This window comes from Myxococcales bacterium (assembly GCA_023898405.1).
Taxonomy (GTDB): Bacteria; Myxococcota; UBA727; order UBA727; family JABDBI01.
In genome coordinates, this window is sequence record CP060221.1 from 2,230,311 (window position 1) to 2,253,440 (window position 23,130).

At 39.1% G+C, this 23,130-nt stretch carries 22 protein-coding genes; 13 read left to right on the top strand and 9 right to left on the bottom strand.

Translation table 11 applies throughout. The annotated features are described in order from the left end of the window. Positions 1–278 precede the first annotated feature (278 nt). A complete protein-coding gene (locus H6731_10105) occupies positions 279–899 on the top strand; it encodes a hypothetical protein (GenBank protein ID USN50599.1) in 621 nt (206 codons plus the stop codon). A 129-nt stretch (positions 900–1,028) separates the two neighbouring features. Here H6731_10105 and H6731_10110 read toward each other — a convergent pair whose 3' ends face one another. Then, the gene (locus tag H6731_10110; GenBank protein ID USN50600.1) at positions 1,029–1,454 is read right to left on the bottom strand and encodes a hypothetical protein; all 426 of its coding nucleotides are present in this window, start codon (positions 1,452–1,454) and stop codon (positions 1,029–1,031) included. Between the two features lie 205 nt (positions 1,455–1,659). Between H6731_10110 and H6731_10115 the strand changes: the two genes are divergently transcribed. Next, complete coding sequence (locus tag H6731_10115; GenBank protein USN50601.1) at positions 1,660–1,968, top strand: SCP2 sterol-binding domain-containing protein; 309 nt, start codon at positions 1,660–1,662, stop codon at positions 1,966–1,968. A 125-nt stretch (positions 1,969–2,093) separates the two neighbouring features. Here the strand turns inward: H6731_10115 and H6731_10120 are convergent, their stop codons facing one another. Both H6731_10120 and rdgC read right to left on the bottom strand, forming a co-directional pair. Then, positions 2,094–2,744 carry a hypothetical protein gene (locus H6731_10120; protein USN50602.1) on the bottom strand — a complete coding sequence of 217 codons (651 nt, stop codon included), beginning with the start codon at positions 2,742–2,744 and terminating at the stop codon, positions 2,094–2,096. Between the two features lie 10 nt (positions 2,745–2,754). Next, the gene (rdgC, locus tag H6731_10125) at positions 2,755–3,444 is read right to left on the bottom strand and encodes a recombination-associated protein RdgC (GenBank protein ID USN50603.1); all 690 of its coding nucleotides are present in this window, start codon (positions 3,442–3,444) and stop codon (positions 2,755–2,757) included. Positions 3,445–3,563: 119 nt separating this feature from the next. Between rdgC and H6731_10130 the strand changes: the two genes are divergently transcribed. From H6731_10130 to H6731_10170, 9 genes are all read left to right on the top strand, one after another. Then, on the top strand, positions 3,564–3,995 hold the full coding sequence (locus tag H6731_10130; GenBank protein USN50604.1) for a hypothetical protein: 432 nt from the start codon (positions 3,564–3,566) through the stop codon (positions 3,993–3,995). Positions 3,996–4,099: 104 nt separating this feature from the next. Further along, positions 4,100–5,122, top strand: coding sequence for a type I glyceraldehyde-3-phosphate dehydrogenase (gene gap / locus H6731_10135; GenBank protein ID USN50605.1), 1,023 nt, complete (start codon positions 4,100–4,102; stop codon positions 5,120–5,122). Next, a complete protein-coding gene (locus H6731_10140; GenBank protein ID USN50606.1) occupies positions 5,122–6,315 on the top strand; it encodes a phosphoglycerate kinase in 1,194 nt (397 codons plus the stop codon). Before gap ends, H6731_10140 begins: the two co-directional genes overlap by 1 nt. An 8-nt stretch (positions 6,316–6,323) precedes the next feature. After that, positions 6,324–7,076 carry a triose-phosphate isomerase gene (locus tag H6731_10145; GenBank protein USN50607.1) on the top strand — a complete coding sequence of 251 codons (753 nt, stop codon included), beginning with the start codon at positions 6,324–6,326 and terminating at the stop codon, positions 7,074–7,076. A gap of 40 nt (positions 7,077–7,116) precedes the next feature. Continuing rightward, the gene (secG, locus tag H6731_10150) at positions 7,117–7,545 is read left to right on the top strand and encodes a preprotein translocase subunit SecG (GenBank protein USN50608.1); all 429 of its coding nucleotides are present in this window, start codon (positions 7,117–7,119) and stop codon (positions 7,543–7,545) included. Positions 7,546–7,594: 49 nt separating this feature from the next. After that, positions 7,595–8,527, top strand: coding sequence for a radical SAM protein (locus H6731_10155; protein USN50609.1), 933 nt, complete (start codon positions 7,595–7,597; stop codon positions 8,525–8,527). A gap of 107 nt (positions 8,528–8,634) precedes the next feature. Continuing rightward, on the top strand, positions 8,635–9,948 hold the full coding sequence (locus H6731_10160; protein ID USN50610.1) for a pentapeptide repeat-containing protein: 1,314 nt from the start codon (positions 8,635–8,637) through the stop codon (positions 9,946–9,948). 91 nt (positions 9,949–10,039) lie between these two features. After that, on the top strand, positions 10,040–10,684 hold the full coding sequence (locus tag H6731_10165; protein ID USN50611.1) for a glutathione S-transferase N-terminal domain-containing protein: 645 nt from the start codon (positions 10,040–10,042) through the stop codon (positions 10,682–10,684). A gap of 73 nt (positions 10,685–10,757) precedes the next feature. Then, positions 10,758–12,443 (top strand): hypothetical protein, encoded by a 1,686-nt coding sequence (locus tag H6731_10170; protein ID USN50612.1) that lies wholly within the window; start codon positions 10,758–10,760, stop codon positions 12,441–12,443. 182 nt (positions 12,444–12,625) lie between these two features. On the opposite strand, the gene H6731_10175 is transcribed toward H6731_10170, so the two are convergent. The 3 genes from H6731_10175 to H6731_10185 all read right to left on the bottom strand — a co-directional run bounded on the left by H6731_10175 (position 12,626) and on the right by H6731_10185 (position 15,359). Continuing rightward, a complete protein-coding gene (locus tag H6731_10175; protein ID USN50613.1) occupies positions 12,626–12,802 on the bottom strand; it encodes a hypothetical protein in 177 nt (58 codons plus the stop codon). 90 nt (positions 12,803–12,892) lie between these two features. Then, the gene (recJ, locus tag H6731_10180; GenBank protein ID USN50614.1) at positions 12,893–14,629 is read right to left on the bottom strand and encodes a single-stranded-DNA-specific exonuclease RecJ; all 1,737 of its coding nucleotides are present in this window, start codon (positions 14,627–14,629) and stop codon (positions 12,893–12,895) included. A 1-nt stretch (position 14,630) separates the two neighbouring features. Further along, entirely contained in the window at positions 14,631–15,359 is a 729-nt protein-coding gene (locus tag H6731_10185) for a metallophosphoesterase (protein USN50615.1), read from the bottom strand. 68 nt (positions 15,360–15,427) lie between these two features. Between H6731_10185 and trmB the strand changes: the two genes are divergently transcribed. Beyond that, positions 15,428–16,042: a tRNA (guanosine(46)-N7)-methyltransferase TrmB gene (gene trmB, locus H6731_10190; GenBank protein USN50616.1), complete on the top strand. Its 615-nt coding sequence runs from the start codon at positions 15,428–15,430 to the stop codon at positions 16,040–16,042. Positions 16,043–16,077: 35 nt separating this feature from the next. On the opposite strand, the gene H6731_10195 is transcribed toward trmB, so the two are convergent. Both H6731_10195 and H6731_10200 read right to left on the bottom strand, forming a co-directional pair. Further along, a complete protein-coding gene (locus H6731_10195; GenBank protein USN50617.1) occupies positions 16,078–17,673 on the bottom strand; it encodes a GMC family oxidoreductase in 1,596 nt (531 codons plus the stop codon). A gap of 152 nt (positions 17,674–17,825) precedes the next feature. Beyond that, the gene (locus H6731_10200) at positions 17,826–19,550 is read right to left on the bottom strand and encodes an aldo/keto reductase (protein USN50618.1); all 1,725 of its coding nucleotides are present in this window, start codon (positions 19,548–19,550) and stop codon (positions 17,826–17,828) included. A 179-nt stretch (positions 19,551–19,729) separates the two neighbouring features. On the opposite strand from H6731_10200, the gene H6731_10205 reads away from it, so the two are divergent. Further along, positions 19,730–20,179 carry a YaiI/YqxD family protein gene (locus H6731_10205; GenBank protein USN50619.1) on the top strand — a complete coding sequence of 150 codons (450 nt, stop codon included), beginning with the start codon at positions 19,730–19,732 and terminating at the stop codon, positions 20,177–20,179. Positions 20,180–20,271: 92 nt separating this feature from the next. Here H6731_10205 and H6731_10210 read toward each other — a convergent pair whose 3' ends face one another. Continuing rightward, positions 20,272–22,848 carry a zinc-dependent metalloprotease gene (locus H6731_10210; protein USN50620.1) on the bottom strand — a complete coding sequence of 859 codons (2,577 nt, stop codon included), beginning with the start codon at positions 22,846–22,848 and terminating at the stop codon, positions 20,272–20,274. Between the last annotated feature and the right edge of the window lie 282 nt (positions 22,849–23,130).

The window sequence follows — 23,130 nt, forward strand, 5'->3', positions numbered from 1 at the left end:
GTTAATTTCTTCCTAGTCCTCGTTATCACTGCGGGCGTTCAGAAATTAAAGCTGCAGTTTATTCTTGGGATATGTTTTAAGGCTTACAAAAATAAACTTCAGTTTAATTTCTTCCTAGTCCTCGTTATCACTGCGGGCGTTCAGAAATTAAAGCTGCAGTTTATTCTTGAGGATACGTATGAATATTTCTGTGTCTAACATCATGAAATCAGTTGTTTTATTGTATTATTATCAGCGGCTCGTAAAATATCCTTAAAGGTTTTTAATAAGGAGCACAGGTGACACAGCAACTTTTAACTACTCGCACACTCATGAATAGAATTTATAAAGATCTCTGCGGTTTTGAAATTCCTTCGGAAGATAATCAGCGGGTGAAAAAAAGCAAAGGATCACCCGTTTACGGCGAGATAAGACATGCTGCGCTCAATAAGTTATTAGCTTTTCTCAAACTTGATAAAAAAGATGTTTTTTATGATTTGGGCTCGGGAGTGGGGAAAGTTGTTATTCATACCGCGCTTACTACGCTGGTAAAAAAATCCGTTGGTGTTGAATTGTCTTTACTACGCTACAAAGAGGCATCCGTTGCTTTTGGGAGAGCATGCGAATACGAACCACTACTCAAATCGAAAATTACTCTTTTGCACAAAGATTTGATGAGTGTTGATCTAAGTGAAGCGACGGTCATCTATGTATGTTCCACAGCCTTTTCAATTAAATTTATGAAAGAGGTAAGTAAAAGATTGGCACAATTTACGCACCCCTTCCGCCTAGTAAGTCTGCAAGAGCTTCCCGATGAAAAGCATTTTCGCCTGCTTAAAATTTTACGCTTGGATATGAGTTGGATGCGCAGCACACCGGTACATATTTATGAGCGAAGATCAGCAAGTTCTCATGCGTAAAAGCTAAGATTTCTACGATAAAACTAATTATGCAGATTTTTTTGTAGTTTGCTTTTAAACTCTTGGCTTGATTAATAAGCCACATTTTTGGCCTTGTTATTTTCTTGCTGAGCAAAAACGAAGCAGCTTTTATTCATGAAAATCATTGTCATTACTACTGCCAAAACAATTGAAAATTTCAGTTTTTGCCTTAGAATCAAAGAGAGCTTGCTCACTTTCATCATTGGCTTTGATGTGTTTTTGATCGCGCAAAAAAAGTAGATAATCTTTATAGAAATCATTGTCATCACTAGTGCCAGAATAATTAAAAAATTCAGTTTTTGATTTCGAGTGTTGCTTTCCAGAGTCACTGGTATCAAGTTTTAATGCGGCATGATAAAACGAAAAATATTTATTTCCTATAGAGCTTTGCGAAGAGTCATCAGGGTCAAATAATTTTTGTTCAATACTGCTTTCATTGTCTGCTAAATAGCCTGACGATAATATTGAATTAGTGCGTGCTGTAAGATTTATTAAAGAGGAATAAAAAAGCAGCACCGTAGTGTAAATTTTCATATATAATCACCCGATCTATGTGTGGTATAAAGTTTCTTGATGATAATTTATTCCCAGTAGCGCCCATAAAAATGTAACTCAAAAATTTTTCCGTGCCTTCCACAACAGCCTCTCAGGTTTTCCTTGACATTAGTAATCGCATTTGTCACAAGGCCAAGGCACAATATTGGCGTTAAACGCCTCTGATAAGATAAGTAGGTGAGCTATGGCAACTCCTCAGGTAGTGTTTGATGAAATGAGTAAACGTCTTACTAAGGACAAAGCAAAAAAGATCAATGCAAGCTATTTGTTTGATATTGCTGGTGAAAAATGGCTCGTGGATCTTACTAAGGAAGATGGCTGGGTACAAAAATCTGATGGCGATGCGCAATGTACTATCACCATCAAAGAATCTGATGATTGGGTGAAGCTTGCCACAGGAAAATTAAATCCCACTATGGCTTTTATGCAAGGGAAGATCCGAGTGAAGGGCGATATGTCCCTTGCGCTTAAACTGCAGTCCTTGTTGAGCTAGCTCGTAGAAAAGTACTGCAAAAATAAAGTGGATTATCAGCAGTTGTTAGAATTGTTGTATTGAAAAAGGGCGGTGTATCCGCCTTTTTTATTGACCAAAATGAACAAAAAAGTTGAGAGCCAAAGTTAAAGTTCCAATGGCGTTTCTTGATGAAGTGGTGCAGGTGGTGTTTCATTATTTTTGTTAACTTGGCTCAGTCGCTTGTCAATGTGTTGGCGCATGTGGCTAAGCTCTTGTTGATATGTTTTTAAGCGAATCTGCAAAAATCTTGAAAAAAGCGCGTCGAGTATTTTTTCTAGATCCTTTATTGCACTCATACGTAAGAAAATCGCTTCTCGAGTTTTATCCTGCTCGCTCAAGCTCTCTTCTTGATTGAGATCATCATTTTCATAATCTGTTTTTAATTTGATTTGAGTGAGGGCAAAGTCAGTGGCATTGAGTTGAACATGCAAGGAATAGTCAGAAAACCCAATCATTATTGCCAAAGATTCCACCATGTGGCCATTGCGAAGACTGGCAAAAATTTCGTGGCTCTCCTCTAAGCAAGGGCTTGTGATAGAGGTTTTTTGCTCCTTATGATTAAAAAGACAGGTGACAAGTTTGGTGCCAAGAGTGATTTTAATATCTTCCTTAAAAAGCACATCTTTGGTGATGTCTGAAATAATTTCACCGGCGTTTTCTCGGTCGAGCAGTAAAAAAAGCCAGCTTAAATATTCATAAGCCAAGAAAGAAGCATTATCTCTAAGCCGAGCAATTTCTTTTGTGTGTGTAAGCATGTTTATCCCCTTACTGCACATCGATTCGTGTTGGTGGCGTAAAAAGTGGTGTGTGATGGAGGGCATCCATAACAATAATAGAGTCGTTTTTTAGGCAATAATCGTAGGTCTGTGACGCGCAATCATGACGCTCTGGGCGAGTCAAAAAACTATCCTGAAATACTCCTAAAAATCTATCCACCAAATTATGGCTGCGGCTTAGTATTTTTAATTCGCCACTAAGATCCCAGACTGCCTCTACAAAACGGCTTTTGGCTAAAATTCTTTGCCGTAAACCTTGGATCTCAGCGCGTTCGATCTCTTTGCGTACTGTCTTATCTGCAGCTTTTTGATGATCACGAAAATAATTATTTAAGCTTTTTTTGACTAATGACTTTAAAAGCTGTTTAGGAACGATCAAATTATCTACTCTTAAACATAAAATAATTTTGCCATCGTAATAAAAATCAGACACTTCAATGCTTTTTTCGTGATCATATTCAGACTGAAAAGCTACCCATCCTGCGCTTTCGTTGTCTTCGCCTTGAGGGTGAAGGGGGCGAAATTTAAAAAGAGATAATTTCTGAGCGATATCAGCAGCGCTTAAATCAGATTGAGCTAAGCGAAAACGTTGGTAGCCCATAGTTCCTTGGAGCAACGACATAGAAAATCCTTTATGAGCAAAGTAAGGCTTTGAAAATAATTGTAAGGCTTCAATCACAGTCAAGACTCCAATGCAAATGGGGGAGTTTCGTGTCTCGAAAAAATTTAATCATAAAAATTAAGAAATATTATAAACCTCTAATTCATTTTTTATTAAAAGTTAATTTGAGAGGAAGCATGCAAACTAAAACTCTTATGGTTTTAATATTTTATATTTTTGGCGGATTACTGTTTGCTTTAGAAGATAAAAAAGCAGATTTTGAAGAAAATAGTAGCTTTTATATGTTTGAAATTCCTTCAGTCAAAGCAGATATTTTTTATGCTCTTCTTAGTCAAGAAATATGGTGGAACAATGTCAACGCTTATGATGTGCCGAGCTTAGATGAATCCGATAAATATCGCTACTATGACTTTATAGAGGTGCACTTTAATGAAAATTTCAACAAGGAAGATTCTTTAAGGCTAGCACAAAATTTTGAATTGATATTTTCATCCTTGGATCAGACAAAAGATGCTGTCAGGCAGATAGAAGAATATTGTGAGTATTTAACAGCATGTAAGCATCTCTCTGGGAGTGAGCTTTTAGCAAAGCGCCCAATTGAACGCTAAAGAATTTAGTAAAGTTGATAGAACTTTAAGCAGGCTCAACTTGACACGAAACTTCGTGTTGCTAAGTTTTCAAGCGCATAAAAAATAATCAAAGGCCTTAAGCTATGAGTTACAAAATTGCTATCAATGGTTTTGGACGTATTGGTCGTGTTGCATTGCGTATTTTAGAAGAGCGTAGACTGCTCGGAGCGCATGCTCAAGTGGTGGCTATCAATGATTTGGCTCAGCTAGATGAACTGGAATATTTGTTTAAGTATGACTCAGTACATGGCCGGTTTAAAGGCGATGTTTCCAGAGAAGATGGCTATCTTAATGTCAACGGACAAAAGATCAAAGCTCTTGCCATAAGGGAACCAGCCGAGCTTCCCTGGAGAGAGCTTGGTGTTGATGTGGTTTTGGAATCTACAGGACTTTTTTTGAGTCGAGACAAAGCGCAAAAACATATCGATGCTGGTGCAAAAAAAGTGCTTCTGAGCGCGCCAGCTAAAGATTCTCCAGATGCAACCATTTGTTATGGAGTTAATAGCAGTGACTATCGTCCAGATATGAAAATTATTTCCACAGCCTCGTGTACAACTAATTGTATTGCTCCGGTAGCAAAAGTTCTGCATGAACAATTTGTTATTAAAAAAGCTTCAGTGACCACCATTCATAGTTATACCAATGATCAGCATATTCTTGATAAAGCCCACAAAGATAAGCGCAGATCTCGTGCGGCCGCTGTGTCGATGATTCCAACTACCACAGGTGCAGCAAAAGCAATTTCATTGGTTATGCCTGAGTTGGAAGGGCGCTTTCAAGGAATGGCGATTCGTGTGCCAACTCCAAATGTCAGCTTGATCGATATGGTTTGCCATGTGGAGAAAAATACCAACGTAGCAGAAATAAATAATGCATTAAAACAAGCATCGGAAACTACTTTGAAAGGGATTTTAGGTTATTGTGACGACCCGGTGGTTTCGGTGGATATGCTGGGAACTAATTGCTCTTCTATTGTTGATTCATTGTGTACTGAAGTGATCGATGGCGATTTGATAAAAGTTCTATCTTGGTATGATAACGAGTGGGGTTTTGCTAATCGCGCAGTGGATTTATTACAGTTGTTATGCACAAACGGTGAAAAATAATGTCAATTTTATGGCTCGATGAAGTAGAGAGTGATCAGTTATCTGGCAAAAATGTTTTGTGCAGGGTGGATTTTAATGTTCCCATAGATACTGAGGGAAATATTTTAGATGCTCAACGAATTGAGCTTGCAATTCCCAGTATTCGCAAACTTTTAAGAGCCAACGCCAAAGTTGTTATTATATCTCACCTTGGGCGCCCCAAAGCTAAAGTGAGACCAGCGCTGAGTCTTCAGCCCGTAGCTGATTATTTGAGAGATTTGCTCAATCAAGAAGTAATTTTTGTTCATGATTGCGTGGGTGATGGAGTAAGCCGTATCATTTCCAATGCTCCTCCTGCCAGCCTTATCATGCTAGAAAATTTGCGCTTTCATGGTGGTGAAGAAAAAAATGATCCAGTTTTTGCTAAGATGCTTGCTCGCGGGATGGATTTTTATATAGATGATGCCTTTGGTGCTGTTCACCGTGCTCACGCATCAACAGTAGGCGTGGCTAAATTTTTTGAAAAACCCATGGGCGGTTTGTTGTTGAAAAAAGAATTAAAGGCCTTTGATAAGCTCCTTTATCATGCAGACCGTCCCTTTGTTGCCATTGTTGGTGGAGCAAAGGTAAGCAGTAAGATCGGCGTGCTCACGCAGCTGGTAAAAAAAGTAGATGCACTCATTATAGGTGGGGCTATGGCATATACTTTTCTGAAGGCTCAAGGCTTTGAAGTGGGCGTAAGCATGGTGGAAAATGATAAACTCATGCAGGCATCGAATCTGCTGCGCAAAGCGCAAGAACTTGGAGTAAAAATTTATTTGCCGACTGACCATGTTGTTGCCAGAGCACAGGACCAGAGTGATATAAAAGTTGTTGCTTCAGGTGAATTTGCGCCGACACAGGCAGGATTTGACATAGGTCCTCAAAGCAGGGCTGAGTTTTGTGGGGTGATTAAAAGAGCTGAGACCGTATTTTTGAATGGTCCTTTAGGAATGTGCGAAGTTGAAGCATTTTCTCATGGAACCGCTGAAATAATGAATGCATTGGCTCATACTCAAGGCTATACGGTAGTTGGTGGTGGAGATTCTATCGCTGCTCTTAAACATGCTGGCCTGGTTGAAAAAATTGATTTTGTTTCTAGCGGAGGCGGTGCAGCTTTGGAGCTTCTCGAAGGAAAAGTGCTGCCTGGTCTTGAAGCTTTAGGATTTTATTAGGAAAAAATATGGGCAGTAAAAAACCATTACTGATTGCCAATTGGAAACTTCATCATAGCAAAGCAAGTGCAGGGGACTTTTTTGAGCGTGTAGTTCCAGTTATTGCCGCTGTGAAACATGTTGATTTGGCTATTGCGCCTGTCGCCTTGATGCTTGATTTTAGCGTTCAAAAACTTTGTAAAAGTTCTATCAAAGTTGCCGCTCAAAATGTTTTTTATGAAGAAAAAGGAGCATTTACTGGAGAGTGGTCGGTTGCACAGTTACGCGAAATCGGAGTCAGTATGGCGATTGTTGGTCATTCTGAAAGAAGGTCAATCTTTAAAGAAAGCGATAGTGATGTTGCGAAAAAAGCTCGAGCTTGCTTATTGGGTGGGCTAACTCCAATAATTTGTGTAGGCGAAAGTCTCAAAGAAAGAGATGAAGGTCAACTAGAAGCAGTTTTAAATAGACAGTGTCAGCTTGTGATGGAGCACATTAAAGATCTGGATGGTGAAATTATTTTTGCCTATGAACCGCTGTGGGCCATTGGGACCGGCCGCTCAGCTTCTGCAAAAGAAGCGGATGAAGCTCATGGCATAATTTTTAAGATTTTAGATAAAAGACCTGCCAAAGTTATCTATGGAGGCTCGGTAAAAGCTGATAATATTAGGGAAATTGTAGCAATGCCTCATGTGGACGGAGCCTTGGTAGGGGGCGCATCATTGCAGGTTGAATCATTTTTGTCTATGGTCAAAGAGTTGAACAAAAATGAATTAGACTAAAACAGTTTTAAATGGACTCTTAAGCTTAGGATAAAACGAAATGTTAGCATTGGTTGTTGTATTGCAGGTATTGGTGGCTTTGTTCTTGATCATGGTGGTTTTGTTGCAGCCGGGCAACCGAGGTGGTGCAAGTGCTGCTCTTGGTGGCGCGGGTAGTGATACGGTATTTGGCGGTCGCGGTGCCAATACTTTTTTATCAAAAATTACTTTCGGAGCAGCGGTATGCTTCATGGTAACAAATTTCGCTCTCTCATATATGTCGTCTTCGGCGGGCAATAAATCAGTTCTCGATGCATTAGAAAAAAGTTCGCAAGCGTCATCTTCAGCACCAAGCAAAGTTCCAGCGTCTGATAAGCCCGCTGAAGGAACTTTGAATCAAGAAGAAGGCATGAAAGCCGAAGATGCAGGTGAGGCTGGAAAACTACAAGAACCAGCAGCAGCTCCGAATGGTGAAAATGTTCAGGAATAATTTGTACTGACTTTTTGTTATAGAGGCTCTCTTATGGGAGTCTTTTTTTATGCTCTCTTCTTATACGCTCCGCATAAGCGTGCTGGAAAATTGTCAGTTGCGCTGCAATTATTGTGATCCTCCACAAAAGTTTTCCAATCAAAAATTATCGCTGAGCTCCTACCAAAAACTTGCTTGTGCACTGCAAACAATTCCCATTGAAAAAATTCGCTTCACCGGCGGAGAACCTTTGTTGAGAAAAGAGTTGCCGTCTATAGTTGAAATATTTTCTGAATATTTTCCTGGCAGTAAACGTGCTCTTACTACCAATGGTTTGCTTTTTACCAAAAGGGCTCAATCTCTATGGCAGGCAGGTCTCAGGCACATTACTTTTCACTTAGATAGTTTGAATGAATCTCGCTATGCAAATCTTATGGGCAAAGGAAGTGTGGCAAGTGTTTTAAATGCCATTGAAAAAGCTCAAGCCATAGGCTTTGAAACTAAGCTCAACATGGTTGTGCAGCAGTCGAACAATGACGATGAACTGCTAGATTTCTTACTTATGGCAAAAAAATATAAGCTCGAAGTGCGCTTTATTGAATTGATGAATACGGGATCAGCCCAAGATTTTGTGAAAGAAAATTTTTTGAGTGGAAAAAAAATAATTGAGAAAATTAAAAGTTACGGCGAAGTGATTGCTATGCCTCGCAAACATGCAAGCGATCCGGCACAGCAGTTTTATTTTTCAGCATTGAATGTGAATTTTGGCCTTATCGCTTCAGATACTCAACCTTTTTGTGAAAATTGTAATCGCTTGCGTCTGAGTGCGTCGGGAAAACTCTATGGCTGTCTCTATGATTCCGTAGGCGTAGATCTTTTAAAAGAAGACGAAAAAAAACTTGAAGCATGCATAAAACAATCGGTCGAGAATAAAGAATCATTTCATCCAAGTCTCAACAAACATCGTCGGCGTTTATTTTCTATGTCGCAGACAGGAGGATAGGTAAAAGCTAGCAAATAAAAAAATAATAAGAATTTTTAGTTAGGAATAATAAGCTGACCCCAAATGCTAGCCCAGTAACGACACAAAAACTAACGAGGTCAGCTCATATGTTTAATAAACCAGTTATCGCAAGTGGTCTAGTGGCGATGGCCATGTCCTTGGGAGCTCAGGCCATGAATCAAGGCCAAGCACAAGGTGCTGCTCAACAAAATGCATGTGCTAAGCAAACTAGCGTCCAACAAAGTTCATGTGCTAAGCAAACGAGCCTGCAACAAAGCGGATGTGCCAAGCAAGCGTCGGCTCAACAGTGTGCAGAGCAAAGCGCTCAACAAAGCTTTCTCCAAAAAGGCGTAAAAATTATTGAAATTAATGATAGCAGCAGTGATAGCGATAGTGATAGCTACAGCAGCAGCGACGATGATGCAGGTTTAACAATCAGTCAATGCGGTGCTGCTCAGCAAAGTGCTCAAAATGATATGGGTCAATGTTCTCAATCGAAAGCAGTGCAACAAAAATTTTCTCTAGAGCAAAGCGCACAAGCAGGTTGCGGAGCAACTATCACACAGTCTAATTGTCAGCTTTTGGGTGATGATGTCGATATCGCATTGCTAATGCACAATGGCGATTTTCATCATCACCATGTACATGGTCATGTCTGGGGAACAAAACACCACTTCCGATGGACTAAACATAAAAATCTAAAGCTCAATCATAATTGCTTTACCCAATCTACCTGGTCAAAGTTGAACCTTTCTAAGGCGGTCATCAATGATCTTTCTTGGAATGGACCGATGTATAAGGTTAATTTTTCTAAAGGTTCCATCAGTCAAAGCAGCATGAGTGGTCAGTTAATGGGTGTGAGTTTTCAAAATACCATGATCACCAATACAAACTTTCATGGTGCTCACTTTGGCGTAGCGAAAGGACGAAAATCAACTGTAATAAGCTCATTTGCCGGAGCTAAGCTTGATAATGTGAATTTTAGTGGTGCTTTCATTGACCACAGAGTTTCCTTTAAAGGAGTACAAATTGGCAGTCATGTGAATTTCATTGGCGCCTATATCGTCACCGATCATGGACTGGTTCAAGTGACAGCAGATATGGCTACTCATATTCTTCATGGTTTTGCTGATCTTGCAGCTACAGGTGTTGGCATTGGTGCGTTTTTGATAGATGGTGGATTCACTGTTCTCAATGTGGCAGGCAATTTGGTTCATGGGGTGCTTGATACTGGCGTTGGTGCTGTGCATGGAGCAGCCCACGGTGTGCTTAATACAGCAGTAAATGTTCACATGACATTGAGCAGCTTCTTCAATACTCATGGTGTCTACACTGGAGGATGTGGCAGCGATGGCATGGATCACCTGCATCTAAGTGCGCATCATAATCATGATAATCTCAGCTCCAGCGTGATGTGGTAAGTATAAAAAAATGGGGCCCCGCTAGCAGGGGCCTTTAATAATTGGCACATAAAGTTTTTGATCAAAAAAAATCAAAAACTTTGGCTTTAATATGTGTAAAAAAAATATTCTCTATTCTTTTCGCCGCTGTCCCTATGCTATGAGGGCTCGTTTTGCTTTGAAATATGCAGGGATTTCTTGCTACATACGAGAAATAGATCTTAAAAATAAAGCAAAAGATTTAATAGCAGCATCTTCCAAGGCAACGGTTCCAGTTTTAGTTTTGTCAGATAAAACAGTGTTTGATGAAAGTTTAGAAATCATTGACTGGGCTCTAAAACAAAATGACCCACAAAAGATCAATCAACTTTCAGGTCACGATGAAAAACAAATCGAAGAAATTATTCAAGACAACGATTTATTTTTTGTAAAAATTCTGCATCGCTACAAATACAAAGATCTTTATCCTGATGTTGATTTTGAGGAAACCAAGAAAAATCTTTGCCAATATTTTTCTAACTTAGAAGAAATGCTTCAGAAAAATAATTTTCTTATCGGTCAAAAAATGAGCAGAGCAGATATCGCTTTGTTTCCTTTTATTCGTCAGGCGGTCATGGTTGACAAAGAATATTTTTTGCAGCTTGGATTTGAAAAGCTCAGTACATGGCTTGATTGCTTTTTGTGCCATCCTTTGTTTGAAATCATCATGAAAAAATATCCTGTGTGGTCAGCAGAACAAGAGCCAATTATTTTTTGAGTAAAAAATATTGTTGTTTTAAGTTTCATTAAATATTAGATAGAGAAGATTTGAATTTATTTTTGGTAATAAAATGATTAATAAAGCTTTTTTATTGATGTTTTTTGGCATGCTAATTACTGCGCTTATATCGTTTGCTGAACCAGCTTACTTGAGCATGCCATCCCTGACTGCTGCTCCAAGAGCCAAAAAAATAGTGTCAAGTAGAACTGGCAAAGTCGATTGCCTTAGACCTCAGCAATCATCAGTGAGTGTATTTGAAACTCAGAAAGAAGAATTTGTTGATGAAAACCGAGATGTTAAAGAGGTGCTCACAGACATAGTGGTCAAGGAATTTTTCCGTACGCCAGAAAGTCTGTATAACTTCCTTGAGGCTACCTATACTACAATCAATAAGGAATTAGATGCCTACAGAAAAAAACATGGCTTGAGCGAACACGAGATATTTTTTATTTTCAAAGGTGGAAATGTTTTAAAGATGCTCGCCAATGCAGAAATTCTAAATAGAGTTCCTCCTTCTTCACGGGCGATCTTGGAAGCAAAATTTGGTGATTATTTTAAACGCTCTGATGCTGATTTTAGTGTGCTTATTGATCCGAATATCGCAAAGCTTGATTTTGACGTTGTTAGTGAAGATATAGTAGATATAGTTTCGAGATCGCTTAATACTATCCGCGACCAATTTAATGCGGCGCCAAAAAAATATTTTGACTTCCTTCAGTTTGATAATTCATCAGCTTCATCGGTACTTGCAGATTATATGAAAACTTTAAATGATCTTAAGATCTTGCAAGATCCAAGTAAAGAAAAGTGGTATCGCTCTAAATTTCTTCAGCTGCAACTTCTGGATGCACAAGCCGACCCAAAAAGCTTTTGCCCATACATAGGAGCCTTTGATTCTCAACAAGTGCATGTGCCAAGACCCACCGATAAAGTAGTTTCTCTTTTAGTGGGGGAAAAGCCTCATTGGCTTGCAAATAGCACCAACTTATCTTTGGAATTTTCAAGGCCAGGTGACGAAACTAAGCTTGCAAAATTTTACTTGTTAAGAGAAAAGGTGCAGTTTCAAATGGTGCGCAAAAAAAATGGAGATTCCGAGGAAAAGATATTTGGCGGAGAATTGATTGACGTAAGTATTCCCCATAGAAGAGATACTCAATTACAAGATACGGTTAAGCATTATGATAAATGGATAAAAGAATATGCCATGTTATCACCTGATGCTAAGCGTTCTTTTATTTTTAAATCTGAATCAATAGAAGGTTTATTAGAAGACATTCTAGAAATTCTTTTTAGTGAAAGTCCAAGGCCTTGGAATAACGGCAAATTTGAAAAGCGTATAAATAGACTTTTCTTCTTAGCGAGCGTTGATATTTTCAAAACTATTGGAACTGGTTCAGCAGAAATGGAACGCTATTTTCATATGCTTGATGACAAAATTTTGAGACCAGCACTTGCTTTGCAGTCCTTGGAATATGAAGCTCAGATTAATCTACTAGAAAACATAAAGAAAAATGCTGAAGAGCTTTTAAAAGAGTGGCCTCAATTGCAAATGATGAATAAGTTATGGTGGGCCATAGCAAATATGCTTGTCGATAGGCTTGTCAATAATCCAAAAGAAGATGATAAAGAAAAATTTTCTTCTTTTGTGAAGCTGTTGAAGGAGAATATCGATACTTTGAGGTCACTCAAGGGGAGTCTCGCTACAAAAATACCTAATGCCCCGGTTTATGAGATTAATGTGACGGACCTCTATTGAGCTTAGTTAAGTCCAGATTATTTTTGTGTAACCAACGAAATCAAAAGGGAAACAGAATGTATTAATGATTGTCAGCGATGTAATTGTTGGCCGCGTCAATTATTTCATTGAATCTATTCATGAATCGAGAACCAGGGCTAATATGATGCGAGGACAATTTTCGAGGCAATGCTTTGCGCCTGTTAGGGCATGACCAATAATAAGCTTAGAAATTTCTGAGAATGAAATGAAAGCTCTTGCACTTTTGTGTCTTGAGCGTCCCAGTCTTCTCGTGAACAACAATATTGATTGGGATCAAAATCTGAAGAAAATGCCGAGACACTCAGAAAAAAGATTGTTAATAGCAGATTGTTAGTCATAATAAGTTCTCCTTTGCTCCAGATATTCTCTTTGCAAACTTGAATATCAACCAAGTTACAATGGTACTTGATTGCTCACTTCAGACAGAACTATGTGTAGGGAGAACTAGAAATCATGCCTTCACTTCTTTTGTAATCGAGCAGGCGTAGTTGAGCTGAAACATTTCCCAGCCATTCGTTTTTTTCAATGACAGCCAAGATATCCAGCGGTGTCGATACAAGCTCATCGCTAATATCAGTGCGAAACGCGATAAAAGAGGCACGTCCTTTGCTGTTTTCTATTTCGCCTTTAAGGTGACCGCCATTTAAGCGTCTGAGGTTGCGCATGAAACAGCCATTAATGCGAATGACAGGATGAGGATTTTTTGCACCACACGGTTCAAGCAATGAAAGCTCATCAACCAAAGCTAAACTGATTTGAGATAGATCCAGTTCGGCATCGTAACTTATTTTTTTAATAAAAATTTCTTGATCGACGGATTTTGAAAAAGTGCGCAGAAGATCTTTGCGAAATTGCTCGGCTCCTTGTGTTCCAAGCGTTAGACCTATGGCGTGAGCATGGCCGCCAAAACCACTCAAGCTCTGTGAAGATTTAAGAACCATGTCATGAAGATCAATACCAGGAATACTTCTGCCTGATCCTTTGCCTTTTTCGCCGATGATTATGCTTGGGCGGTGAAAATATTCAGCAACACGGCTGGCAACAATTCCCACTACACCAGGATGCCAATGTTCTTGATGAAGCACTAAGGCTGGTAGTTGTTGATAATCTGGCCAGGACTCAACAATGGCAATCGCTTCTTCAACTGTAGCTCGTTCAATTTCTTTTCTTTCTTGATTGATCACATCCAGCTCGTAAGCAGTGGTGAGCGCTTTTTGTGAATCTTTTTGATTAAGTAAAAATAATGCTTGCGTTGCATCTTCTAGTCTGCCTGCAGCGTTGATGCGCGGACCCAAATGAAACCCCAAATTGGTGGAAGATATTTTTTGTCTATTAATTTTTGATGCTTCAAGTAGAGCATTAAGACCAATTCGCTGACCCTTTTTGAGTATTGCCAAGCCGGCTTTAATCAAAATACGATTATCTTTTATCAACGGTACGACGTCAGAGACAGTCGCCAATGCTACAAGATCTAAAAGTTTTTTGACATCAGGCTGAGCTTCCATGCTAAAGAAATTTTGCTCTCTAAGAATTCTTCTGATGGCAAGCACTAAAAAAAAACAAACACCCGCAGCGCACAAGTAAGAGGCATCAGACTCACAGTCTTGGCGTTTGGGATTCACCACGGCATAAGCGTTGGGCAATGAATCACCCACCTCGTGATGATCCACAACAATAACTTCTATTCCCAACGAACGAGCATAATCAATCTGAGCATGAGCGGTGATACCGCAATCAGCGGTGATGATCAGTTGAGCACCTTGCTGATGGAGTCTGTCGACACCAGCAACACTCAAGCCATAGCCCTCGTTCATTCGGTTGGGTAGGGTGCTAGAAAATTGTGCACCACACATGTCTAAAAACTGGCTTAAAAGTGCGGTCGAACACACGCCGTCAACATCGTAATCACCAAAAAGTCCAATGTGTTCACCCGTGGTGATGGCTTTTACAATACGGCCTGCAGCTTTTTCCATATCAACAAATTGATAGGGCTCTTTGAGATTTTTTAGGCTAGGTTGTAAAAAATCTTTGAGCTCTTCCAAAGAATGGAGAGGCCGGCGTGCCAAAATTTCTGACAGTACATGAGAGAGCCCAAGTTCAGATATAAATGTTTGTTCTATTTGCGAATTTAATTGGCGCAGCTTCCATATTTTTTTGCTTTTCATCTTAGCAGGCCTTTATTTCATCGGCGTTGATCAATGGCCAAACTGGGCGTGGCTTAAAGTTTAAATAATCACATGAAAGCAGCATATAATTGATGCCATTTCTTTCACCTTCAAAGGCATAGCGGAAAGATTTTTCGCCATGCAAATGGCCATAAACACATATTTTTACGGGATATTTTTCAAGAAGGTCGGCAAATTTGGTGTTTTCTTTGCGGACGGTGAAGGGGGGATAATGGATTGCGGCCAGGATGGGCTTATCAGGCGCCAGTGCTACGGCACGATCAAGACTCATCTTAAGGCGCTCATATTCTCGTAAATAAATTTTTTCATCATGCTCGGTGTAGTCAAAGGAGCCAGGCGCAGTCCAGCAGCGCGATCCTGCTATAACAAAGGGGCCAATATCATAGGCATCATTTTGCAGAGCCACACATGAAGGATGAAGAGCCGAGCGTACTTTCCCAATGGCGCTCCACCATAAGTCATGGTTTCCTTTGACTAAAATTTTTAGACCAGGGCGTGCTGCAATCCAGTCTAGGTCAGCCTGGGCCTCGCTTAATTTCATGGCCCAGGATAAGTCGCCAGGGCACAGAACGACATCATCGTCTTGAATCAGGCGGTCCCACTCATCGGCCATGCGATCGGCATGATTGCGCCAATGATCGCCAAAAATATCCATAGGCTTGTCGCTTGAGAATGAGAGATGTAGATCGCTTATGCCGAAAACTTTCATGGCTTACCTTAAATAAAGTACACAAGTAAAAATGGTATCTCAGTAATAAAATTTAGAGTAGTAGCTATATGACAACTGTTAAAACTTTCAACCTTAAAAGTCTTCCTACAATGTATCCCTTCAATATCGATTGGCAGCGCTATTTTGCCAATCAGCAGCCCGTTGATCTTGAAATTGGCTGCGGGCGGCCTCATTTCTTTTTTGATAGGGTTATCAATTACCCTGATCGAAATATGGTGGGTGTTGAATGGAAGTACGAATTTATTAATCAAGCGCAAAGACGTATTGTCCGCGAAAATATCAAGAACGCAGCAGCATTTCATGGTAACGCGTGGTTGGTAGTTCCGCTGTTATTTAAGCCTTTATCAATCAATCAGGTTTTTGTTAATTTTCCCGATCCGTGGTGGAAGGCGCGTCACAAAAAACGTTTGGTGCTCAATGAAATTTTTTTGACGGCCTTGCATGAGCGAGTAAAAGAAGATGGCAGCATTTTATTACAGACTGATGTTAAAGAACTTTTTGATTTTTATTGCGAGCTCATCAATCAGCACGGGGCTTTTACCCTAGATGAAAAATTGGCTGAAGAAAAAATTATTCAGAGCACCAAAGCACAAACCCACCGTGAAAAAAAATGTTTAGAGCAAGGAATGCCAATTTATCGTGGTCTATTTCGCCGAGTTTAGAGATTATTATAGTTTCTTAGAAACCATAATATTTTTTAAGCCTGTGATTTATCAGGAATATGGCTCATGGCATATTCTGCCATGGCTGTAATGGTAAGACTTGGATTTACTCCTAAGTTTGCAGGGATCATTGATCCGTCGATAACATACATGTTTTTATAGCCAAATACTTGATTATGCTGATCGATTACGCCGTTTGATACGTCGCTCCCCATGACAGCACCGCCCAAAATATGCGCGGTAGTCGCTTTGTTGAGCAATATTTCAGGAGTTGATCCTAGAGCAAAACCTTTGAAGTGTTTGGCCATTTTTTGAGCGATGCTGTGCGCTATTGGAAGATAGGCGGGAACTTTTTGTCCTCGATTGAGAGATGTCGTCATAGTTTTTCTAAATGGCCAATACCATCGACGCTCGTAGCTTAAACGCAGATGGTTATCCAGCGTTTGCATTACCAGCAAGATAATGCTTTCTTTGGCCCAATTTTTTAAACGCCAATTTTTTAAAAAGTTGAGTGGATGCAAAAAAATTTGTGCACAGTAATTTGCCCAGCGCATCGACATGGATTCACCTCCAGCAAGGAGGGTTGAAATCAAACCAATAGTGTCGGATTTTGCACCATAACGCACAACTTCAACGTGAGTTTTTTCGTCTGGGTAAAAACCTGCACTGATAGCAAGACCTTTGGATAGATCTTCTGCTCCTTGTGCTCGTGCTCCAACGAGGGCTTCGGAATTGGTGCGCACATAAGTTCCCACTAATGAGCTGAGTTTGGGCAGATATCCTTTGTGCTTCATTTCAAGTAAAAGTTTCACGCTGCCGAGCACGCCGGCAGACAAAATAATTCCTCGAGCATGAAATATTTTTTTTGCTCCCAAGCGCAAAAAATCAACACCCTGGCGAGCATGTATGGAATAGCTTCCGTCCTGATGATGAGCTATTTTTTCCACCAATGTTTCGGGAATGATAGTAACGCCTAATCTTTCGGCTAAGTAGAGATAATTTTTTACCAAAGTATTTTTTGCTCCCACGCGGCACCCCACCATGCAATTGCCGCATAAAGTGCACCCAGTGCGTTTAGGACCAAGGCCATTAAAGTAGGGATCATCGACAGTTTTATTGGCTTCGCCAAAAAATACTCCTACCCTGGTTTGATGAAAACTATGCTCTCTTCCCATTTCTTGAGCGATTGTTTTTAAAACCTTGTCAGCTGGGGCTAGATGATTTTGTTGGCTCACACCAAGCATGCGTTCAGCTGTATCATAGTGAGGAGAAAGTTTTTTTCCCCAGTCTCCCAAGTGAGCCCATTGAGGATCCTTAAAGAAACTTTCGGGAGGTCTTAAAAGCGTGTTGGCATAGACCAATGAACCACCACCAACTCCAGCACCGCCAAGAAAAAAAGCATCTTTAAAAAGATTCATACGCATGATGCCATGAAGACCTAAACGAGGCCAAAAAAACCATCTTTTAATATCACGATTGTTCTTAGCAAAATCTTGATCGAAAAATCGCCGTCCGGCCTCAAGCACTAAAACTTTATAACCTTTTTGCGCAAGTCTAAGGGCTGATACTGATCCGCCGAAGCCCGAGCCAATAATTATGTAATCATAGCTTGATGATTGAAGATTGCTCATGGTGCGTCCTAAAAGTAATTTTGTTTTTTAGCTCAAGAAATATGTTTGTTCATAAACAATTCTAGAAGTAATTTAAAATTTAAATTTAAAAAAATAACCCCACTTTTTTGAGTGGGGCAGGGTTAAATCATCTACATGAGAGTTTTTAGCTTTTAGTTAGGATTTTGAGAGCTCATATTATAAAAATTTTTATTTTTGTCTGAAAATGGAGAAAAACGCACAATAAAATTTTCAAATGAAGCATCGTCTTCATCAATTGAAAAGCTATTGTTGCACATACTAAAAAATTCATGTTTTGTAATAACGCTATCTTTTTCCATAAGTGACAGATTTATACTGTCACCGTAGCTTAGTAATGCTTCGCTAAATCCATATGATTGAAGTTTTTCTGTGAGTTCACCCACGGTAGTAGTTTCAGATATGGTGAATCTAACAATTTTATTCAATTTTTGACTCGCAATGATAACAGATCTATCGGGCCAATTTGGTTCTGCTTCAGAATCATCGATGATGGTGAAATTTTCCTTTAGCAAAAAATTTTTATGAAATTCTAACAGCTCAATAGTGGAAAGGTCTTGGATAAATTGCATTACCAAAGCTCCGCCTGCTTGATTGACTTCGGTGTTTAACACTGACTTTAAGTGTGGCGCTATCAGGGATCGATAATTATCATCATCTGTATTGAGTAGGTTATTGATGCGTCCTAATAGTGCTTTGAAGCTATCGTCAACATTATACTGCAGTGCTTGTTCTGCCATGTACATCATTTTATTTACGAACCTATCAATTTCTGATTGCTCTTCCCCATACATGAATTGAGCTTTTTCAATTGTTTTAATAAGGGGATGTTTAGTGTTTACAAGGTGATTATATAGTTGCATACGCGAAGCATATTTAATTCCCTTAAGAAAAAGTTGGGGGATTTTTTCTGTTATATCCTCGGTGATAAGACCAAGTTCTGTATTAATTTTATGATAATCTTCATCGATAAGGATTTTCATTGCTTTATTAAACGATTCGAAATTGTTGATAATTCTTTCAGATTTCGTTGTTGTGGGAATTTGATGCATGCCGAATTTTTTACTCAAAAAAGCAAGAACAACCATCATGGGATCTATGTGGTGCTTTTTGCTAAGTTTAATAATTGCTGGATGGGTTATTTTATTTACGCAAATTGCAGGGCTAAAAACATTACAAAGAGCCTGACAGTAACCTTGATAAGTAATACCACCAAGAGTGCCGTAAGCAATGAAAGCAATATTGTTCTCTTTGCAAAAATTAAGTAGTCCTTTGGTGGGCTCAAAGGATATGGTGTTGTGGTTACAATGATTTTCAATAAGCGAAACTTTGAGATTCTGCTTCTCAAAATCAGTTATTATTTTTTGATACATCATCCCAATATTACTTAAACCAAAGCTGTGTACTACATCATTAGACATAAATTTTAAAATGTTGTTAATCATGTATTTTGCTACGTCACTGTCGATGTTGTTGTGAAAATCATGTGTTGAATGAAGCATTAAACAGTCGATATATTTTAGTGTATTAATAACTTTTGTTATATCGTTAATTGTGTTCCTGTATTCTTTAATGGTTGTTGGTGGGCTTATTTTGTATATAATAAAGCTTTCTTTGCGGTTGTTTTCAACGATAATTGGTGCGATAATATCGATATTGTCGTACTTTTGTGCGCAATCAAAAAGACGGTAACCATTATCGAGCGCCTCTTTCACAAGAAAGCTATTTTCGCTGTTAATACTTTGAGTACCAAAACCCAATACAGTATGAGAAGGGATAGTTTTTTTGGCAAAGTCTTCCATGCCAATAGCAGTTTTTTGTATTGTTAAAAAAAATATTAATATGAAAAATATTTTCATGAAAAGTTCCTTTAATTATTTATATTATCATTGTTTTTAATGTTGGTTTTATTTGTTGTCAATTGGGTGTTGTTTTGCGGTATTTAATGATTTTTATAGAAAAATTATTGGAGTAAGTTGAGGGAATTCCTTGTAGCAAAATAATCTCTATAGTCAAAAAATAATAAGGAGAGGAAAACATGAAAATATGGATAGACGCTGATGCGTGTCCCAATGTCATCAAGGAAATAGTGTACAGAGCATCTTTTAGAACCAATACTGCTGTAGTGGTGGTGGCAAACCAAGCAATAAAAATTCCTATGACCGGTTTAGTAAGTACGATACAGGTTTCTCAAGGTTTTGATATGGCTGATAAAGCCATAGTAGAAAAAATGTCTCGAGGCGATATTGTGATAAGTGCTGATATTCCTCTAGCCAATGATGTGATCGCTAAAGGTGGCTATGTGATTAATCCTCGAGGAGAACTTTATACTGAAGAAAATATAAAAGATCATTTAGCAACTCGCGATTTGATGATGGAGCTTCGTGATAGCGGAATGATGCTCGGAGGGCCAAAGACATTGGGATTAAAAGAACGCCAGGCTTTTGCTAACAAACTTGATTCATTGCTTGCTATGCATAAAACATGAGGGGGGACAGTTAATTTCTAAAGATTGCTATAAGTCCCAAGCTTTGGATTGAGCTAAAGATAGCGGTTGGCAAGGTTTGGATGATTTTTTGTTTATTTTGAGTGGGGGAATCTTCTGCTAAATCCCTGCAGTCGCTTCAACGTGCTGATAATACGACTTTGTTCTAGGAGCCACTGTCTTAACTCTCGAGTGCTTGCGCTTAAATCAATGGTGGTTTTGTTTTTGGTGGATGCATGCTCACGCATTAGAAACTCAAGCTCCTGGATAACACGCTGCAGATTATCAAAAGACCAATCAGGGCTAATACCCATAGCAGGATTGAGCAGATAAGCTGCTGCATCGCGAACTTCTAATGGATAAGCAAAGTGAGGGAGGGATACAGAATTTGGTGAATCTTTATCAAGTTTGAATATAATTTCTTGGGCAATTTTACCTAAAGCCTGTTCAATAGGGAGTTGAAGTTTTGGATCATCAAATTGCATACGGGACAGTATAGTAGCAAATACAACAATCAACTCGTTATTGAGCGCAGAGAAAAATTTAGTGGCAATATTTTGTGCATCGACTATTTCTTCTTCTTTTATGAAAAAGTTTGGATCATCTTTTTGCGCCTGTGAGATAAGTTTTATAAGCTCGGTAATAAAATTTGTGCTGAGCTGTTTAGCGCTCATCTTTTGAGATCGAAAGGGAGGCATAAGGCCAAATAATTCGTTGCCGATAGAGAGACTTTCAAGTTGCTTGCGAATGTAGTCAAAGCGCATTTTTGTAAGGTCATCTCTGTTTTGAAGGCCATATATAGGATTTTTATATTCTATTTGAATCGAACGAGCATTTTGGTTGAACCAACTAAAAAGCTGCTTGATTGATGTTGCGAGATTTTTTACTACCCCAGCTGAGGAGAGCGGTACATCTGAAGCCCTGAGAGGCCCATCTGTTCTCTTAGGATCAAGGGCTGCCATAAAAGTCTGAGCCAATACTACCGAGACTTTAAGCGGCAAAGAATTGAGGCGTTCGATAGCAAAAAGCACTGGAGTATTACTGCTGTCCCATCGCTGACAGTCAACATAGTGTTTAATATCGTTGTCGCTGCAAAATGGAGTATCACCTTTCATTGGGATATCTGAGTAGCCATAATCAATCGCCTCGCGATCATAGCGGTAAATAGTAGCCAAAGGGCTATGAGCATAATCAGTGCTGCTCAATTCTCTGATCTGTGATCCCATAAGAGCATCGTCAGCTGCAGAAAAAACATCCATGATGCTTTCGGACAAATATTTGTTCGCACCTAAGGGGGCGTTAGCGTGACTCAAGTAGTTTTTAAGAAGTTCGCTGCGTTCATTAAGGTTGATATTTGACATAAGTGATGAGGCTAAATTATGTCTTAGCCCAAGCACGTGACCCATTTCATGGGCGATCACGGTTCGTATGATATCAGACGTCAATACGCTCAAAGAGGAATCAGATATTTCGGTAGAATTTATTTTTTGTGAAAGCTCAACCAAAGCTTCAAAGTTGCTCAAATCATAGGATTGCGATTTTTGGTAATCGAACATGCTTGGTATGGGAATATCTTTGCTATCCGCTTCATCATTTTTTGTGAAACTCTCTAAGAGGAGTTCGCTTAGTTCTGTTTTTAGTTTTTTAGCTGATTTTAAAACCCAGCCGCTTCTGAGATAAATTTGTGCTTGCAATGTTTCACCGGTTAAATGATCTATCACCATGTCTGCGTAGGCAGAAGCTTCATTATCCCACGGTACCCACTGCACAATATTTAGATGTGGGTGTGGGGCAGAAATATTTTCGGGCAGATCGCGAACGATTATATATTCTCGGCCAAAAATATGATTCCAAAACAAAATACCATCACGGATAGCATCTTTGAATTGAGGAGGAGTATTGGCGCTTATGTGAAAAATAATTGGCCTTTCAGTTGGCCACTTGGTAATGAAGGCACTAGTTTGAGTGGTTGGCCCTACGAGCTGAGGTGGAGTGGAAAAGTATTGCTCCCATCTATTTTTGCTAAATGCCTTCTTTTTAAAAGTAGGAGAAGGTGAGTATTCGCGCAGAAAATATCTAAATTCAGCAGAGAGCAATTCCGATTTAGCATTGCGCCATTGAGCAATTTGGTTGATGGTGAGTACATTTTCATCAACACTAATGGATTTTACATAGCTCAGGGTAAGGAATATGGCGCGGAACTGTTCGCTGATTTTGGAATTTTTGTCTGACAATTCTTTTGAGTGAACATTTCTTGTTGTAAAAGCGCTTGTCATTCCTTTGGCAAAATCAATTACGATTCCATCGCTTTCGTGCTGAACTATGGGGAATTCTGCTAAGAGAATGCTGCTGTCTATGGTGTTAGGAATAATATGGCCCTTTGGAGATTCAAGCATGATAACGCGGTCATCAAACGGCTCAAAGCGGATGATGCGGCCTTTAAAAGAATGACCAGTGGGAGAATTAAGCATGGGTATAAAAGAACCGTAAAACAAAAATTCTCTAGAAAAGGCAGAATTTTTTATTTTTAAGTAGGGCGCAGAGCGCAATGAGGCTTCACCTAGAAAAAGCTCAATAGATTTTTCGTTTGTGTACTCGGGCTCTAAAACATCAGCGCATGAGAATATAAAAGATAAAGAAAATACTGTTAATATGTATGCTGCCGCTTTCAATCTTGTATCCAACATTAATAATATATTTCAGGATGATGATAATATTTTATGTCTGATAAAAACAATTTTTGTTCGGCAGTAAAATAGCAATAAAAAATATATGTGCATTTTTTTAGAATTTAAGCGGGGCTCCCTTTATATCTGTTTGTAAGAATAAATATATAGTTTGTGAGATTGTGGTGAACACTGAGTAAGATCTCAGTGATGCAAAAAATATAATTTTATTTTTTAGTGAAAATTTTAAGTTATTTTTATTGTTTTTAACTCTTAGATGTGAGGAAA

What these genes read in the sequence shown, in the direction of transcription:
- recJ (USN50614.1), bottom strand. Translation starts at nt 14,629, where the DNA reads ATGAAAAGCAAAAAAATATGGAAGCTGCGCCAATTAAATTCGCAAATA.
- H6731_10165 (USN50611.1), top strand. Translation starts at nt 10,040, where the DNA reads ATGTGTAAAAAAAATATTCTCTATTCTTTTCGCCGCTGTCCCTATGCT.
- secG (USN50608.1), top strand. Translation starts at nt 7,117, where the DNA reads ATGTTAGCATTGGTTGTTGTATTGCAGGTATTGGTGGCTTTGTTCTTG.
- H6731_10170 (USN50612.1), top strand. Translation starts at nt 10,758, where the DNA reads ATGATTAATAAAGCTTTTTTATTGATGTTTTTTGGCATGCTAATTACT.
- H6731_10120 (USN50602.1), bottom strand. Translation starts at nt 2,744, where the DNA reads ATGCTTACACACACAAAAGAAATTGCTCGGCTTAGAGATAATGCTTCT.
- H6731_10155 (USN50609.1), top strand. Translation starts at nt 7,595, where the DNA reads ATGCTCTCTTCTTATACGCTCCGCATAAGCGTGCTGGAAAATTGTCAG.
- H6731_10110 (USN50600.1), bottom strand. Translation starts at nt 1,454, where the DNA reads ATGAAAATTTACACTACGGTGCTGCTTTTTTATTCCTCTTTAATAAAT.
- H6731_10185 (USN50615.1), bottom strand. Translation starts at nt 15,359, where the DNA reads ATGAAAGTTTTCGGCATAAGCGATCTACATCTCTCATTCTCAAGCGAC.
- H6731_10145 (USN50607.1), top strand. Translation starts at nt 6,324, where the DNA reads ATGGGCAGTAAAAAACCATTACTGATTGCCAATTGGAAACTTCATCAT.
- trmB (USN50616.1), top strand. Translation starts at nt 15,428, where the DNA reads ATGACAACTGTTAAAACTTTCAACCTTAAAAGTCTTCCTACAATGTAT.
- H6731_10195 (USN50617.1), bottom strand. Translation starts at nt 17,673, where the DNA reads ATGAGCAATCTTCAATCATCAAGCTATGATTACATAATTATTGGCTCG.
- H6731_10160 (USN50610.1), top strand. Translation starts at nt 8,635, where the DNA reads ATGTTTAATAAACCAGTTATCGCAAGTGGTCTAGTGGCGATGGCCATG.
- H6731_10130 (USN50604.1), top strand. Translation starts at nt 3,564, where the DNA reads ATGCAAACTAAAACTCTTATGGTTTTAATATTTTATATTTTTGGCGGA.
- H6731_10175 (USN50613.1), bottom strand. Translation starts at nt 12,802, where the DNA reads ATGACTAACAATCTGCTATTAACAATCTTTTTTCTGAGTGTCTCGGCA.
- H6731_10205 (USN50619.1), top strand. Translation starts at nt 19,730, where the DNA reads ATGAAAATATGGATAGACGCTGATGCGTGTCCCAATGTCATCAAGGAA.
- H6731_10140 (USN50606.1), top strand. Translation starts at nt 5,122, where the DNA reads ATGTCAATTTTATGGCTCGATGAAGTAGAGAGTGATCAGTTATCTGGC.
- gap (USN50605.1), top strand. Translation starts at nt 4,100, where the DNA reads ATGAGTTACAAAATTGCTATCAATGGTTTTGGACGTATTGGTCGTGTT.
- H6731_10200 (USN50618.1), bottom strand. Translation starts at nt 19,550, where the DNA reads ATGAAAATATTTTTCATATTAATATTTTTTTTAACAATACAAAAAACT.
- H6731_10115 (USN50601.1), top strand. Translation starts at nt 1,660, where the DNA reads ATGGCAACTCCTCAGGTAGTGTTTGATGAAATGAGTAAACGTCTTACT.